A 16,331-nucleotide genomic window follows, 5' to 3' on the forward strand; every position below is an offset into this window, starting at 1 on the left:
TGGTGCTCACGTCAGGTCACAATATGATTTTGTTGGATCAGCTCATCGAGCGTGGTGTGGACGTTCTCCAGTGTCACAAGGCTGGTTGATTGATAGGTGGCGCCCGTACCGTCGCGGTCGATGGACACCACGGTGTTGTTACCGCTGGTGGACACGGTGAGATAATTGCCGAGCGTGGCGTTCTGCCCGTTCCAGCCCACCAGCAGGTCGCCGATATCGATTTTGTCACCCTGCGCCAGCGAGAAGTTGCTCCAGGTGTCCGCGGTTCCGTTGCCGCCGGTTGCATTATTGGCGCTGAGCAGGTGGTAAATCAGCGTATCGCCGTACGCGCTGCCGATAACCCGATCGGCCTCCGCGGTGCTGATCACCTGTGGATTCATATCGATGGTCAACGTGGCGCTATCGGTATGTCCTTTCTGGTCGTTAAGGGTGTAGCTGAATGTCTCTTTGGTCTTGATGGATTCCAGTGAGACATCGCTGTTGAGGATATAGGTGTAATGCCCATCAATACCCATTGTCAGTTTGCCGTACAGTCCATTGATAGTGGCGCTGGCGGTGCTGCTGCCCAGCGGATCCAGCGTGGCGGTACTGCCGCCCGCGCCGTTTACCGTCAGCAGGGTATGGACGCTGGCGATATGGTCGCCGTCATAGATGTTGCCGGTGACGCTATTGACGCCCGCGGTTTCGAAGTTATCGAGATCGACTATTGTCCCTTTCACGCTGGGGGTGATAGTGATGGTGCCTAGCCCCAGCGCACCAGCGTTGCCGGTATAGTCGAGGCGATAGTTCCCGGCATGTAGCACCAGTCCGTTCAGGGCAATATCAAGATTGCCGCCGATCAGGAGCCCGCCGTTGAAGGTATCCCCGGCAACTTTAACGCCATTGCTGTCGTACAGCGCCCAGGTTACGTTCAGCCCACCCAGCGTCAGCCCTGATGCCACGTTAAAATGCAGCACCACGTTTTGCACCGCTGTACCCGCTGCGACTTCAACTGTTCCGGTACCACTTTTCGAGCTGGGTCCCAGCACAGTGGTCCAACTGGCCGATCCCACACTGGTATCACTAAAGGGCTGAGACGTATCCTGCAACGTCGTGACCGCCATCTGGCTGCTGGTGTCGTTCACCGCGTCCAGCGCCAGCGGGGTTGGTTTGATGTTCAGCGACGCGCTGCCGGTATCGCCGTTTGGTGCCTTGACCGTGTACACAAAGCTGTCCGGCGTATTGATGCTGTCCGCGCCCAGTCCGCTTTTCAGCGTGTAGCTGTAGTTCCCCTTCGCATCGATAGTGAGTGTGCCGTACTGTCCCTCAATACGGGTTGTGCCTGTTAAATTGACTGCGACGCCGTTCACGTCGGTGATAACCGTACCGGCGGGTGCGGAATCATTGGCCAGAATATTGCCGTTGGTTGAGGCACTCAGACTGTCCACCGCATAGGTGTGATCGGCCTGAATATTCAGGGTGTAGCTGGTTAACAGTGCCAGACCGCCGCCGGCGTTCAGCAGGAACAGGTAGTCACCGCCCGGCAGCGTGATGGTGTAATCTTTTGATTTTCCGCCTAATACTGCCGTGACCCAGTTGGGTTGTACCCGATACTGCTCGTATTGCTGAATAGCGTCATTAAAACGGTAGACGTACAGATCGAAGCCGCCAAGCGTTACGCCGAGAACGTCGGCCTGAATTGTCAGCGTGCGGGTGGCGCCGTCTTCAACGTTGAATTTGATAGGGTTGGTCAAACCGTTTACCAGACTGACGTCCAGCACATTCCCCAGGCCCACGCTGGCGAGCGTAAAGCCGGTTTGTTTTGACGGCCCGTGGTCGACCGCGCTGACCTCGGTGCCGTAGGTCAGTGAAGCCACATCGTCTGCCGCCGTCACCGTGCTGGTCGTCGGACCCTGGCCCAGCGCCACCACCAGTTTTGCCGAAGAGTGGTCGTTGCCGTGCGTCAGCGTATAGGTGAAGCTTTCAGAGCGGCCGTATACCGAGGCGTTTTTATTGGTAAGGGTGTAGGTATAACTCCCGTCCTGATTAATATGCAGGGTGCCGTATTTACCCTGCACATCAGCCCCGCTCAGAGGAATATTCACCACGTTGCCGTTGCCATCGGTAATCGACGTCACCCGCGTGCCGGAAGGTGCGTTATCCTGCCCGTTAGTAGGATCGATATCGGTAATGATGTTGCCAGATTCGGTCATGCCACCGGTGATCGTTCCGGCGCTGGTTTTGACCACCGCCACGTCCAGACTGGTGAAGGCCCCTGTCGCCAGCAGGCTGGTGTTGTAGCTGACGACACGGTAGTCCCCACCGGTAAGCCCGCCATAGTTGAGCGTCACGCCGGAGGCGCTGAGCGTCAGCAGGTCGGCAAAATCGGCTTTACCAGTATCGACCACCGTCACCCAGGCGTTGCGCGTGGAGTCAAAGCGCTGGATAACAATCTCCATGGTACTCAGCAGCGACAGCACAATGCCGGTTGCTGCCGCGTTGATGGTGATGGTGCCGCTGCCGCCGGTCTGAATGTTGAAGTTGACGAGGGCGGTGTTGTCTCCCAGTACCTTCAGCACATTATCCACCGCACCGACCAGCAGGAAGCCATAATCGCTTTTGTGCTCGTTGGTGACCGTGAAGTCAGTTTGTAGCGCCAGACGAGTGACGTTGTCTTCAGCCAGCAGCGGTAAGACTGGCGCGAGGATGCTGGTCGGCGTTGAGGTGTTGCCTGCCGCGTCGGTCGCAGTAGCGGACAACGACTGGCCCTCAATCTGGCGTACCGGCAGGGTGATGCTGTAGACCCCACTGCTGTTGGCGACCGCCGTAATGCTGCCGCCGCCGGGCAGGGAGATAGTGACCGTACTGCCTGCTTCGGCGATGCCGCTGACCGTGCCGCCGTCGGCGCTGATCAGCACTGATGGCGGCGGCGGTGGCGTGGTATCGACAATGACGTTAAACGCGCCAGACAATACGCCGGAACCGTTGGCGTTAGCCGCACTGGCGGTAAACGCGTGGTTGCCTTCACTGAGCGCGCCGGAAGGGGTAAAGCTCCACAGTCCGTTGCCGTCCGCGGTTGTGGTGCCCATCAATGTTCCGTTGTTGTACAGGCTGACGACGGCGTTAGCCTGTGCCGTGCCGCTGAGCATCGGACGGGTGTCGTTGGTGGTTTTGCCTGCGGCGACGTTGCCGGTGACCGTACCAATGTCATCAAAAACGCTGGAAATAACCGGCGCGGGTGGCACCCCGGTAAACGGGGCCAGCGCATTGCCAGGCGTGCCGGTATTCCCGGCGGCATCCTGCGCGCTAACCAGCAGCGTTTGTCCGCTGATCTGCGGCGGGTTGAGGGTAAAGGTGAAGTTGCCGGCGGCGTTGGCCGTGGCGGTGCCGAGCACGGTGCCGCTGCTTGTCGTGACGATCACCGTGCTGTTGGCTTCCGCAACGCCGGTCAGCACAGTACCGTTGGCGTTCACCGCAAGAGCGGTGGGAATACCTGGAGCGACGGTATCGACCACAATCGACGCGGCAGCCGACATGCCGCTGGTATTGCCCGCGCTGTCCGTTGCGGTAATAGTAAATGAATGGGGGCCCTGACCCAGTGCGGTAGACGGGGTGTAGTTCCAGTTGCCGCTGCCATCCGCCGTTACGCTGGTGACAAAGTTGCCGTTGTCATAAATATCGATCCGGGCATTGGCTTCCGAGGTGCCGTTTAACGTGGGGAGCGCGTCATTGGTGGGCGGGTTGTTGCCAATCGACCCGGTATTGGGGCCGACATCATCAACAATGCTGCTAATCGACGGCAGTGTGGGGGCGATGGTGTCCACGTTAATCGTAAAGCCCGCCGTTGCACCGCTGGTGTTACCTGCAGGGTCGGTGGCGGTGACGGTAAAGGTGTGCGAACCATTCCCCAACGGTGTCGTTGGGGTAAACGACCAGCTGTTGTTACTTTGCACGAGAGCAGTGCCGAGCAGCGTGCTGCCGTCATAAATATTGACGGTGCTGCCCGCTTCGGCGGTACCGTTAAGCGTAGGGCGGGCGTCATTGGTCAGTTGCCCGTTGCTCAGTGCGGCATTAAACACGCCGCCAGTGATGTCATCCACCACCGAGGTCAGGATCGGTGTTGATGGCGCAACGGTATCAACGTTGAGAATAAATCCGCTTGACGCCGGGCCGACGTTTCCGGCCGCATCCGTGGCGATGGCGGTAAAGACATGCTGGCCGTTACCCAGCGTAGTGGACAGAAACTCCCAGGTACCGTCTATTGTTGCGGTAACTGTCGTTAGCAGCGTGCCGTTGTCGTAAATGGCAATCCGGGCGTTGGCCTCCGCAGAACCGCTCAGCACGGGGCGGGTATCGTTGGTCCAGGCACCGCTCGACAGCGTGCCGGTGCCCGGTTGTACGTCATCAAAGGCCTGGATAATGGTGGGTGCCAGCGGGGCGACGGTATCCACAATCAGGGCAAACCCGGCAGACGACACGCTGACGTTGCCGGCCGCGTCGGTGGATGTCACCGTCAACACGTGATTGCCGTTACCCAGCGCACTCCCCGGTGTAAAATTCCATACGCCGCTTCCGTCTGCAGAAACCGTGTCGATAAGCGTGCCGTTGTCATAGATTTTGACCGTCGAATTGGCCTCTGCCGTACCGTTAAGGGTAGGGCGCGCATCGTTTGTCGCCTGACCGTTGTTCAGATTTCCGGTCAGTGGACCGACATCATCGCTGACCTGGGTAATAACCGGCGTGTTCGGTGATACCGTATCAACCGTGAACGTAAAGCCGCTGGAGGCCGGGCTGGTATTGCCCGCGCTGTCGGTGGCTGTGGCGGTCAGCGTATGCGGACCGTTACTCAGAGCGTCCGTTGGCGTAAAGCTCCAGGTGCCGCCTGCACCGACGGTGGTGGTGCCAATGGGCAAACCGTCGCTCAGGATAGTAATCGTTACGCCGATTTCACCCGTTCCACTCAGCGCTGGACGGGTTTCGTTGGTCGTCTGACCGTTACCTATTGGCCCGGTGGTAGGGGCCGTGTTGTCCTGTACGTTACTGATGACCGGTGCCTGTGGGGCAACGGAATCCAGTTCAAGGGTAAAGGCGGAGGAGGCTCCACCCGTATTACCGGCTTGGTCTGTGGCTGTCGCGGTGAAGACATGCTGCCCCTGACCCAGCGCGTTTTCTGGTGTGAAGGTCCAGTTGCCGGATTCATCTACCCGCGCGGTACCTAATTCGACGCCCTTATCTTTTATCGTGATAGTCGCTCCGGCTTCCCCTTTGCCGTTCAGCGTTGGCAGTGCGTCGTTAGTCAGTTGCCCGTTCGTCAGTGAGGTATTTCCCGGTTGGTCGTCAATCACCGAGGTGATGATTGGCGCGGCTGGCGGCAGTGTATCGACAACCAGCAGGAACGGCGGCGTTGCCGGGCTGATGTTGCCCGCGCCATCGGTGACGGTAGCGGTTAGCGCGTGATTGCCTTCACCGAGCGCTGGGGCAGGTGTAAAGCTCCAGTTGCCGTCTGCGTCGCTGGTGGTGGTGCCGATTACCGTCCCTTTATCAAGAATAGTGACGACCGAATTCGCCTCGGTCACGCCTTCCAGTGTTGGGGTGTTGTCGTTGGTCGACTGCCCGGAGGTGAGCATCTGGTCCGTGCCGACGTTGTCCTTCACCGTCACAATGGACGGCGCGTCCGGGACTAAGGTATCGACAATAATGCGGAAACTGTCGGAGGCAGCGCCCTGGTTGCCTGCGGCATCCGTCGCGCGCACGGTGAAGTCATGCGGGCCTTCGCCCAGGGCATTGGTTGGGGTATAGCTCCAGAATCCGCTGCTGTTGACGGTGGTAGTGGCATAGACACCGTTGCCATCGTAGAGAGTGATGGTTGCGCCTGGTTCGCCGGTACCGTTAAAGGTTGGTCGGGAATCGTTGGTAAGTTGTCCTTTGTCTAACGTGCCCGTACCGGGCGTGACATCGTCAATAATGCTGGCGATGGTCGGAGCCAGCGGGGGGACGGTATCGATAGTGATGGTGTAATTAGGTGATTGACCGCTCTCTGCACCACCTACCGTTTGCGACACGGTGAAGTTATACGCGGTACCGTTTGTCAGTGGCGTGGACAGTTGATAGCTCCATGCGCCGGAGGTGGCGTCGGCGGTCACTGTGTCGAGTAGGGTCCCATTTTGGTAAATGTTTACCGTAGCCCCCGGAGTGGCGGTTCCTTGCAGCAGCGGTAAGGTGTCATTGGTAGTTTTACCACTGCCAATCACGCCCATGACTGGGGCGACGTCGTCCACAATTTCCAGCGTTGGCGGAATTGGCTGTCCTGAGTTCGATGCTAAAAATGACGTTTCATCGCTTTGATTTCCGGCGGGGTCCTGTGCGATAGCGGTCAGCGACGCCCCTGATGTCTGTGCCGGAGAAAGAGTAACGGTAAATTGTCCCGTTAAAGCATTGGCAGTTGCGCTGCCTAATATCGTCGACCCACTTGAAATAATAACGGTACTACCGGGTTCAGCTGTTCCGCTGACGCGCGTTCCATCTGCGTCAATGAGTGTAATTAATGGTGCATTTGGGGCCTGAGTATCAAGATTTAGCGTGATGGGGGATGCAATGGAAATACTGTTTCCGTTGCTGTCTTTGGCAACAAAAGTGAGCGTATTTCCACCTTCATTAAGCGGTACATTTATGCTCCATGAGCCGTCGACACCGACCTGAACGAACGCGATGGCATCAGGTAGCCCATTGCTATAGATGTAAACGGTACTGCCAGCAATACCGGTTCCACTGATAGCCGGAGAGCTATCGTCCGTTGCGCTACCGGTACTCAATAACCCGGTGATGACACCGTGATCGTCCTCAATACTGGTCACGATTAGTGGGGTGCTGTTCACCGTAAACGAGACGCTGTTTGAGGCGTCGCTGGCATTTCCTGCCGCATCGGTGGCGATGGCGGTCAGCGTGTAGCTGCCGTTGGTCAGCGCCGGGTTGGGCGTGATACTCCAGACGCCGCCTGCAACGGTAGCCGTGCCAATTACCGTACTGCCATTGTACAGGGTGATGATGTCACCGTTGGAGCCGGTTCCGCGGATGGTCGGCGTGGTGTCATCCGTTACCGCGTCGGCGGCGAGATCGCCTCTGACATCGCCGACGTCATCATTAACCGCGGTGATAACCGGCGGCGCGGACGGCGTCGTATCGATGCCCAGGGTGACGGCATCCGAACGCGGGCTGACGTTGCCCGCCGGATCGGTGGCGGTAAGGGTGACCTGATAGCTGTCCGGATTAATCGGGTCGGTTGGCGTAAAGCTCCAGGTGCCATCCGCCCCGACCGTCGCCGTGCCCAGCGGTTCGGTTCTGCCGTCAAGATAGATGGCGATAACATCTCCGGCACTCCCGGTTCCGCTGAAGGTTGGCGTGGTATCGTTGGTGATGCCGTTAGTGATAATGCCGGTTATCGGATTGACGTCATCGGTTATGGTTGGCGGCTCTGGCTTCGCGGGCGGCAGGTTATCTACCGTCAGCGTAAAGCCGGCGGACGGGATCCCCGTGTTGCCAGCCACGTCCGTCGCTGTGACGGTGAATTTGTGTGGACCGTCTGTAAGCAACGTTGGAGTAAAGGTCCAGGTGCCGTTTGGCTGCACGGTGGCCGTACCCAGACGGACGTCATTATCAAAAACGGTAATTGTCGCGCCCGGTTCACCGGTGCCTGACAGCTTGGGGTTGTCGCTTTTGGTGCTCCCGCCGTTAGCCAGCGGTTTTGTCTCACTGCCAATAAGTCCTTCCGCCGAGGTGATAACAGGGGCGGCTGGCGGGGTGGTATCAATCGTCAGCGTGAAATTACCGACACTGCTGGCGTTACCCGCTTTATCTGTCGCAATAGCTGACAGCGCGTGTGGACCCTCACTCAGCGGTTGAGTGACCTGAAAACTCCAGCTTCCTTCCGGCGTCACTGTGGCAGTGCCTATGGGGGTAGCCCCATCGTAAATTGTGATCGTGGAATCTGCGACTCCGGTGCCTTTCAGCAGCGGCAGGGTATCGTCTGAACGTCCGCCATTGGCCAGGTCGCTTTGCAAACTGCCTACGTCGTCCGTGGCGCTCGAAATAATGGGGGCATCGGGTGCTTTGGTGTCGACCGTTATGATGACAGGGGGGGCGGTGACGACGTTACCGGCGGCATCCGTTGCGGTCAGCGTAAAACGGTGGGTGCCTTCGCTAAGGGCCTCATTGGCTGGCACGCTATGGCTCCAGGTGCCTGTTCTGTCGATAAGAATTACCCTCATCTGCAGGCCATTATCATACAGCGTCACCAGCGAGCCGGGTTCACCGGTCCCTGAGAACGTGGGGGTTTTGTCATTGGTGACCCCGTTGTTCGCGACGTTGCCGGCGATGCTGCCGACGTCATCGTTGATAAGCGTAATGGCCGGTACGGTGGGGGCGATACTGTCGACAATGATTTTCCAGCTGGTGGCACTGCTGGTGTTACTGGCAGCATCGGTAGCCGTCACCGTAAAGACGTGCGCACCCTGCGCCAGCGCGGTGGTGGGGGTATAGCTCCAGTTGCCGTTGAGATCGGCGGTGACGGTCGCGAGCAGGTTACCGTTATCGTAAATCTTAACCTGAGAGTTGGCCTCGGCAGTGCCTTCAATTTTGGGTTTATCGTCGTTGGTCAATCCATTGTCATCAATGCGGCCAGTGTAATCCGCAACATCGTCTGTGACGGCGATAATAATCGGCTGTTCGGGTGCAGTGAGATCTGGTGCTATTGCTGAAGTTGGCAGACTTTCGTTGCCTTTGCCGTCCGTGGCGGTGACGGTAACCGTCTCACTGTTGATTTGCGCCGGTGCGATTGACACGGTGAAGTTGCCGCCGCTGTCCGCCTGGCCCTTGCCAATAATATGACCATCGCTGTCTTTGACGGTGACGGTACTTCCGGCCTCGGCGTGGCCGCTCACCGACCCTCCATTTCCAGCGACGATAACATCTGTCGGTGCATCCGGTGCCGTGGTATCCGGCGCGGTGACGGAGGCATTGCCCCCTTTGTTACCTGCTGCATCGGTCGCGTTTGCCGTCAGGATCTCACCATTCGTCTGCGGCGGTACCAGCGCTGCGGTGAAGTCCCCATCTGCAGTGGCTGTCGTTGTGCCAATGATATTGCCGCGTGGATCCAGAATATTGACCGTACTGTCAGGCTCGGCCTTGCCGGTGACCTCGTTGCCCGCGCCATTAATCACCAGGTTTGTGGGCGGTTGTGGGGCGGTGATGTCCGGCGCAACTGCCGTTTCTGGCGGACTTGAGTTTCCTGCGGGATCGGTCGAGATGGCTGTAAGCGTTTCGCCATTGGTCTGCGGCGGTTTGATGGTAATGGTAAATGAACCATCCGGCCCGGCGACGCCGCTGCCAATGGGGGTATTTTTACTGTCGGTGATCACCACGGTATTGCCGGGCTCGGTTTTCCCGGTCACGACAGCGCCATCTGCCGAGACGCTGAGATCGTCAGGCGCAGACGGCGGCAGAGTATCAATATTAATGTTGAATGCGGTCGACACTCCCCCGGTACCCGACTGGTTGGTTGCGGTGACGGTAAAGGCGTTCGGGCCATCATCCAGCGGTGAGCTTGATGTCCAGCTCCAGTTGCCGTTGCTGTCAGCCTGTACGCTGTCGACCGCTACGCCGTTGTCGTAAATATTCACCGTGCTGTTGGCGTCAGCGGTACCGGAAAGCGTGGGCTTGTTATCGTTAGTCGCCTGATTATTGCTCAACGGCCCGGTTGACGGGGCGACGTCATCCATCACGCTGACGATAACCGGTACGCCAGGATAGCCTGAGTTCTGAGCGTTGAATGGGGTGTCTGGCCCGACGTTGCCCGCTTCGTCATGAATTTTTGCGGTAAGTGATTCACCGTGGGTCTGCGACGGTGAAATCGCGATGCTGAAAGTGCCGTCCTGGCCTACAACGGCCGAACCCAGCAGCAGATTATTACTGCCGATAATACTGACCGTGCTGCCTGGCTCTGCGCTGCCGGTGACCGTTGTCCCTTCCGGGGTGACGTTGGTAATCGCTGCCGCCGGAGGCGGGGTGATATCGACAGTGAAGGTGGGCACGGTGGTTTCTGCACTCACGTTACCTGCAGGGTCGGTTTGCGTCAGCGTCAGATTGTGAACGCCTTCGCTCAACGGCGTATCCGGTGTGAATGTCCAGTTACCGTTCTCATCAACCTGCGTCATGCCAATCAGGATACCGTTGTCGTAGACGCTGATGAAATTGCCAGCAACACCGATACCGGAGAGCGTCGGCGTGTCATCGTCGATCACGGCGTTACTGGCGATAAAACCTTGAATGGATCCGACATCATCGAGTTCCTGAGAGAGAGCAGGTGCATCGGGGGCAAGGGTATCGACGATAATGACCCAACTGTCCGACATTCTGCTGCTGCCCGCGCTGTTCGACGCGCTGACTGTAAACTGGTGGGTACCATCCGCGAGAGGGGGAGATGGTGTAAATGACCAGTTACCGCTGGCATCGATGGTGACCTGGCCAATCTCTTTGCCATTATCGAAAATATGCAACGTGGTATTCGCCGTTCCCGCCCCTTGAAGCGTAGGGGTATTGTCGTTGGTGGACTCCTGTTGATTGACAATGCCAGTAATCAGCTCCTGGTTATCGACTACGCTGGTGATGACGGGAACGCCGGGGAGCGCTGGCGTTGTTGGTGGGGTTCCACCGTCGCCATCGCCATTTCCACCTCCAGGGTTATTACCGTTGCCGTTTCCCGGATTATTCCCGTTTCCATTCCCGTTCCCGGGATTATCACCACCGCCGCCACCACCTCCACCGCCACCACCCGCCGCGAGGGCAATTCCGCCCGCCGCCGCCACGCCGCCGAGAACCCAGGGCCAGACTGCGCCACCGTCATGACTGCCTTCAGCCGCCATCAGCGGTGTGAGATCGTCCAGATGCTGGAAGTGGAATGCGCCATCAGTATCCTGAACCCACCACAGTGCACCGTTGCTGTCTTCGAGAACGAGTTGGCTTTTATCACTGCCGTTTGCGACATAGAAGTTTTTAATCGTAATTACGTCACCTGAGCGGAGTGTGACCACCAGATCCTGGTTAATACGGGTCAGCTGGCTGATGTCTTCACGCGAAACGGATAATTTCACGATGGACGGTGTACTGAGCGTCACTTCAGAGGCTTCAACATTCGTAGATACACCAGTCAACTTTGATACAACGGCGAGATGACGCATATGTTCACTCCTGATGGCTTGCCGGGGGAATTAATCCGCAACAGCGTTCTGGGAAAATGAGCAGACAGGTGCCCCGTTCATCGTGAAGATGAATTTACACATGTAGTTTCATTGATTAGGTCACAGAGATGTCTGTTTGGTTAGTAAATAAAAATTGGCCTCGGCGTTGAATAGTTCTTTCGTATTAGATGATATAGTCAGAAAGAAAGTATTCCGCAACGTTTGCCTGTTAAAAATATACAGCGATATTTCAGGTGGGTTAGTGTAAAACGCCACACAAAATATATGTGTTTTATTATGTTATTGTATTTTAAGTGATTTGTTTTTAGCGTGCGGCATGGTTTTATGATAAACATCAGTGATAATAATGTTATTAAAACGAAGTGAAATAGATGGAGGAAATTCTTGAAGTTTTATTTTTATTGGACTACAGACATCATGAAATAACACGGTGATTTACTTGATATTTGAACGATCCAGCAGTATTGAATTATAAGTGTGGTGAATGTATTGAGGGGGGTTCAATAACTAAATAATAAGGACCAGTCCCATAATGAGAGACTGGTCACAAAACAAAGGTGTTATCTGCCAGCATTTTTCATAATACGTGCTTTATCCACCTGCCACTCACGCTCTTTCACATCGGAACGTTTATCGTGCTGTTTCTTACCTTTAGCGACGCCAATTTTCACTTTGCACCAGGCGTTTTTCCAGTACAGAGACAGCGCCACGACGGTGTAACCTTCGCGGTTCATTCGGCCGTACAGCGAATCGAGCTCGCGCTGGTTTAACAGCAGTTTACGGGTACGAGTGGGATCGCAGACCACGTGCGTTGAGGCAACTGCCATCGGGATAAAGTTGGCGCCAAACAGGTAAGCTTCACCGTCTTTAAGAATGACATAGCTGTCGCTGATGTTGGCTTTACCCGCGCGCAGGGATTTGACTTCCCAGCCTTGCAGAGCGAGTCCCGCTTCGAACTCTTCTTCAATAAAGTATTCGTGTCGTGCGCGCTTGTTAAGCGCGATTGTGGCTGAGCCAGGTTTGTGTGCTTTTTTCTTCGTCATAATGCCGCTCAGTATAGGTAATCTGGAATCGAAAAACACCCCATTTCATCCAGCGGGGCGCAAGGCGCTATCTTAGCACGAGTTGGGCTATAGCGTTTTTTTTAGCGGATGATAAATGGTATTATTTGCTCGATTGATATAGATGGAAATTGTTATGCCTCAGATTAGCCGGACCGCTTTAGTACCTTACAGTGCGGAACAGATGTATCAGCTAGTGAATGATGTGAAATCCTATCCCCAGTTTTTACCGGGTTGCACCGGAAGCCGCGTACTGGAGTCGACTCCTGGACAGATGACGGCAGCGGTGGATGTGTCTAAAGCAGGGATCAGCAAAACGTTCACCACGCGCAACCAGTTGACTAATAACCAGAGCATTCTGATGCATCTGGTCGATGGCCCCTTCAAAAAACTCATTGGCGGGTGGAAGTTTACGCCGCTCAGTCATGAAGCGTGCCGTATTGAGTTTCAGCTTGATTTTGAGTTCACTAACAAGCTCATTGAGCTGGCGTTTGGCCGTATCTTTAAAGAGCTGGCGTCGAACATGGTGCAAGCCTTCACGGTGCGTGCGAAAGAGGTTTACAGTGTCAGTGTCGGCTAAAATGGTCGTCGAAGTAGCGTATGCGCTACCCGAAAAGCAATATTTACAGCGCGTGACGCTGCAAGAGGGCGCGACGGTTGAAGAGGCCATTCGCGCGTCTGGATTACTGGAATTGCGCCCTGATATCGACCTCAGTAAAAACAAAGTGGGGATCTACAGCCGCCCGGTAAAACTTGCTGATGCTGTGCATGATGGGGATCGGGTAGAAATTTACCGGCCATTGATTGCCGATCCAAAAGAGTTGCGCAGGAAGCGGGCGGAGAAGTCTGCCAACAAATAGCAGGTAATAAAAAAGGTGCTCAGCGAGCACCTTTTTTGCTATCTGAAGACCTACTTATTGATTACCGGTCAATGAGGGCTTGTTATCAATATTGGTCAACACGCCATTGCTGTTAAAGGTCAGCGTCAGCGTTTGCTGCGTTACGCCTTCGTGTCCTGGTTGCTGACGGAACACATAGAACCAGGTGTTGGTGCCAAAAGGATCGGACATCATCGGTGTACCCAGAGCATAAGCAACCTGCTGTTGCGTCATACCGACACGAACTTTGGACACATCGTTAGCGGTCAGATAGTTTCCCTGGTTGATGTCAGGACGGTAAACCACTCGCTCCAGAGTGGAACAGCCTGCGGTCAACATCAGTAGTACTGCTGCAGCAGCAGTCAGCGTTTTACAGCGCATAGTGATTTGATTCCTTTTCGGGCCCGAGCAGTACGCGGCTCATATGTAATATGCCGATGATAATAGACCTTTCACCACTTTAAAACCTTTTGCTGTCGGGTCGGACGGCGATTTTATGTTGAACTCAGACCGTTACAAGAGAAAAAAGTTTATGCTGCCAGCAGTTCTTTTGCATTTGCGAGGGTATTGCGCGTCACTTCGCTACCGCCAAGTAAGCGGGCGAGCTCCTGCAGGCGCGCGCGTTTATCCAGTGGTTGCATATGTGTTTCGGTCATCGCGCCGTCGGTTTCTTTGCTGACGTAGAAGTGTTGATGTCCGCAACCGGCAACCTGCGGCAGGTGCGTGACGCACATAACCTGCGTGGATTCACCGAGCTGGCGCAGTAGTTTGCCGACGACCGCGGCTGTTGGACCGCTAATACCGACGTCAACCTCATCGAAAATCAGCGCCGGGGTTTCCATTTTACGCGCGGTGATCACCTGGATTGCCAGCGCAATACGCGACAGCTCCCCGCCGGATGCGACTTTAGCAATAGGCTGTAACGGCTGGCCCGGGTTGGTGGTGACCTTAAATTCAATGCGATCGGCACCGTCTACACTCAGATGGTGTTCATCAAACTTCACCTCAATGCAAAAGAGTCCGTGCGGCATAGAAAGTGCGTGCATGCTCTCTGTAATGAGTTGCCCTAACTCCTGAGCATAGTGCTGCCGCTGGTGATGCAGCGTCATTGCTGTTTCCAGTGCCAGCTTGTGATGAGTGTTCACCGCAAGGGTGAGGGTTTCGAGTGAGTCCGCCTGATCGTCAAGTTGCTGCTGTTCATCCAGCAGGGACTGATAGAACTGCGGGAGCGCTTCAGGTGCGACATGGTGTTTGCGCGCCAGAGAAATTTGTTTTGCGATGCGCTGCTCAAGCTCGAATAACCGGTTAGGGTCCAGATCCAGCCGGTCACAATAGTGGCGCAGCTCGTCGCTGGCTTCGCTGAGTTGAATGGTTGCCTCTTCAAGCATGTCCAGAATACCGGAAAGCTTATTGTCCATACCCGCCAGTTCGCAGACCAACTGCTTTGCCGTGTACAGCTGGCTTTGCAGATTAGCGTCTTCGCCATCTGCCATGATAGCCAGCGCCTGTTGGCTGGTGGTGAGCAACTGCCCGCTGTTAGCCAGGCGCTTGTACTCTTCATCGATCTGCTCAAACTCACCCGCCTGCGGGTTAAATTCGTTTAGCTCTTTCAACTGGTACTGCAACAGCTCTGCCCGGGCAGCGCGTTCCTGGCTTTGCTGCTGATGATGCGCCAGGTCGCGGCAGCTCTGATGCCACAGCTGATAGCGCGCCGCCATTTCCTGAATAAGGGACGATTCATTGGCATAGCCGTCCAGCAGGGATTTTTGGTGTTCAGATTTCGTCAGCAGTTGATGCGCGTGCTGGCCGTGGATTTGAATTAACAACTGGCCGAGCTCGCGAAGCTGCGACAACGGTACCGCGGTGCCGTTGATAAAGCCACGGGAACGCCCATCGCTACTGATAACGCGGCGTAGCAAGCATTCACGGCCTTCTTCAAGCTGGTTTTCTTCGAGCCATTGCAGCGCTGCTGGCGTGTCCTTCAGGGAGAAGCGGGCACACAAATCGGCACGCGTAGCGCCAGCGCGCACCATGTCGGCATCGGCACGTCCGCCAAGGCACAAACCGAGGGCATCAATGGCAATGGACTTACCCGCCCCGGTCTCACCGGTGATGACGGTCATTCCGCTCTGAAAATCGATCTCAAGTTCACGAACGATAGCAAAATTGCTGATGGTCAGTTGTGCCAACATAGCTGTTTTCCTGTATGAAAAACCATGACTGTAATTACATACAGTATAAACTGGTTTTTTATACAGTAAAGAGGCTGGGGGTAAATTAAAATAATTTTTTTGACCAGCCGAGCTTGGTGCTTAATGTATTGAAATAGCTGTAGTCTTTAGGGTGAATCAGGTTTAAATGATAATCACAGCGGCGAATCAACACGTCTTCACCTTCCTGTATAGGCAGGGCAATCTGGCTGTCGCAGCTAATTTCAAGATCGCTACGGCGGTGTGAGAAGCGCAGGCGAATGGTGCTGCTACTGTTGATCACCAGCGGTCGCGCTGAGAGCGTGTGCGGGAACATTGGTACTAGCGTAATGGCATCCAGAGAAGGCGTCAGGATTGGGCCGCCGGCAGAGAGCGAGTAGGCAGTAGAACCGGTTGGCGTGGAAATAATCAGTCCGTCTGAACGCTGGGAAAACGCAAAGACCTCATCAATATAGACTTCAAATTCAATCATGTGCGCGACTTTACCCGGGTGCAGCACCACTTCATTGATCGCGGTACTGATACGCTTCTGGCAATCTTGCTGGCACACCTGAGCTTCAAGTAAAAAGCGCTTTTCACTGATGTAGTGGCCTTCCAGCACATCGGCTAACTGCTGATGGGCATTGTCCGGGTCAAGGTCGGTGAGAAAGCCCAGGTTGCCACGGTTGATCCCGATGACCTTAATGTCATAGCGTGCCAGAGTGCGCGCAGCACCGAGCATGTTGCCATCTCCGCCCACCACTACCGCGAGGTCCGCCTGCTGACCAATTTCTGCCAGCGTGCCGGTTTGCACATTTTTCAGCTGCAGTTCGCGGGCGATTTGTTGCTCCACGATAACCTGATACCCTTTTGTGCACAGCCAGCGGTAAAGCATTTCATGTGTGGTCAGTGCAGTGGGGTGGCGTGGATGCCCCACAATGCCAATACACTTGAAATGTTTATTCATTTTCT

Annotated in this window: 7 protein-coding genes; 2 read left to right on the forward strand and 5 right to left on the reverse strand. The window is 55.6% G+C overall.

Annotation, left to right across the window (positions count from 1 at the left end; all coding sequences use genetic code 11):
- Positions 1-11 precede the first annotated feature (11 nt).
- Positions 12-11,210 (reverse strand): BapA/Bap/LapF family large adhesin, encoded by an 11,199-nt coding sequence (locus FDW98_RS14045; RefSeq protein WP_096756087.1) that lies wholly within the window; start codon positions 11,208-11,210, stop codon positions 12-14.
- A gap of 581 nt (positions 11,211-11,791) precedes the next feature.
- A complete protein-coding gene (smpB, locus tag FDW98_RS14050; RefSeq protein ID WP_096759347.1) occupies positions 11,792-12,274 on the reverse strand; it encodes an SsrA-binding protein SmpB in 483 nt (160 codons plus the stop codon).
- A gap of 154 nt (positions 12,275-12,428) precedes the next feature.
- Here smpB and ratA point away from each other — a divergent pair, with 154 nt between their 5' ends.
- The gene (gene ratA, locus FDW98_RS14055) at positions 12,429-12,872 is read left to right on the forward strand and encodes a type II toxin-antitoxin system toxin RatA (RefSeq protein ID WP_096756088.1); all 444 of its coding nucleotides are present in this window, start codon (positions 12,429-12,431) and stop codon (positions 12,870-12,872) included.
- Position 12,873: 1 nt separating this feature from the next.
- Positions 12,874-13,152, forward strand: coding sequence for an RnfH family protein (locus FDW98_RS14060; protein WP_217439082.1), 279 nt, complete (start codon positions 12,874-12,876; stop codon positions 13,150-13,152).
- A gap of 54 nt (positions 13,153-13,206) precedes the next feature.
- Here FDW98_RS14060 and bamE read toward each other — a convergent pair whose 3' ends face one another.
- The 3 genes from bamE to nadK form a co-directional block, all read right to left on the reverse strand.
- On the reverse strand, positions 13,207-13,551 hold the full coding sequence (gene bamE, locus FDW98_RS14065) for an outer membrane protein assembly factor BamE (RefSeq protein ID WP_096756089.1): 345 nt from the start codon (positions 13,549-13,551) through the stop codon (positions 13,207-13,209).
- A gap of 149 nt (positions 13,552-13,700) precedes the next feature.
- The gene (recN, locus tag FDW98_RS14070) at positions 13,701-15,362 is read right to left on the reverse strand and encodes a DNA repair protein RecN (RefSeq protein ID WP_096756090.1); all 1,662 of its coding nucleotides are present in this window, start codon (positions 15,360-15,362) and stop codon (positions 13,701-13,703) included.
- Positions 15,363-15,447: 85 nt separating this feature from the next.
- On the reverse strand, positions 15,448-16,326 hold the full coding sequence (gene nadK / locus FDW98_RS14075; protein WP_096756091.1) for an NAD(+) kinase: 879 nt from the start codon (positions 16,324-16,326) through the stop codon (positions 15,448-15,450).
- Positions 16,327-16,331 lie beyond the last annotated feature (5 nt).

It is taken from the genome of Citrobacter sp. wls711 (genome assembly GCF_005281055.1).
GTDB lineage: Bacteria > Pseudomonadota > Gammaproteobacteria > Enterobacterales > Enterobacteriaceae > Citrobacter > Citrobacter gillenii.

What these genes read in the sequence shown, in the direction of transcription:
- nadK (WP_096756091.1), bottom strand. Translation starts at nt 16,326, where the DNA reads ATGAATAAACATTTCAAGTGTATTGGCATTGTGGGGCATCCACGCCAC.
- bamE (WP_096756089.1), bottom strand. Translation starts at nt 13,551, where the DNA reads ATGCGCTGTAAAACGCTGACTGCTGCTGCAGCAGTACTACTGATGTTG.
- FDW98_RS14045 (WP_096756087.1), bottom strand. Translation starts at nt 11,210, where the DNA reads ATGCGTCATCTCGCCGTTGTATCAAAGTTGACTGGTGTATCTACGAAT.
- smpB (WP_096759347.1), bottom strand. Translation starts at nt 12,274, where the DNA reads ATGACGAAGAAAAAAGCACACAAACCTGGCTCAGCCACAATCGCGCTT.
- ratA (WP_096756088.1), top strand. Translation starts at nt 12,429, where the DNA reads ATGCCTCAGATTAGCCGGACCGCTTTAGTACCTTACAGTGCGGAACAG.
- FDW98_RS14060 (WP_217439082.1), top strand. Translation starts at nt 12,874, where the DNA reads ATGGTCGTCGAAGTAGCGTATGCGCTACCCGAAAAGCAATATTTACAG.
- recN (WP_096756090.1), bottom strand. Translation starts at nt 15,362, where the DNA reads ATGTTGGCACAACTGACCATCAGCAATTTTGCTATCGTTCGTGAACTT.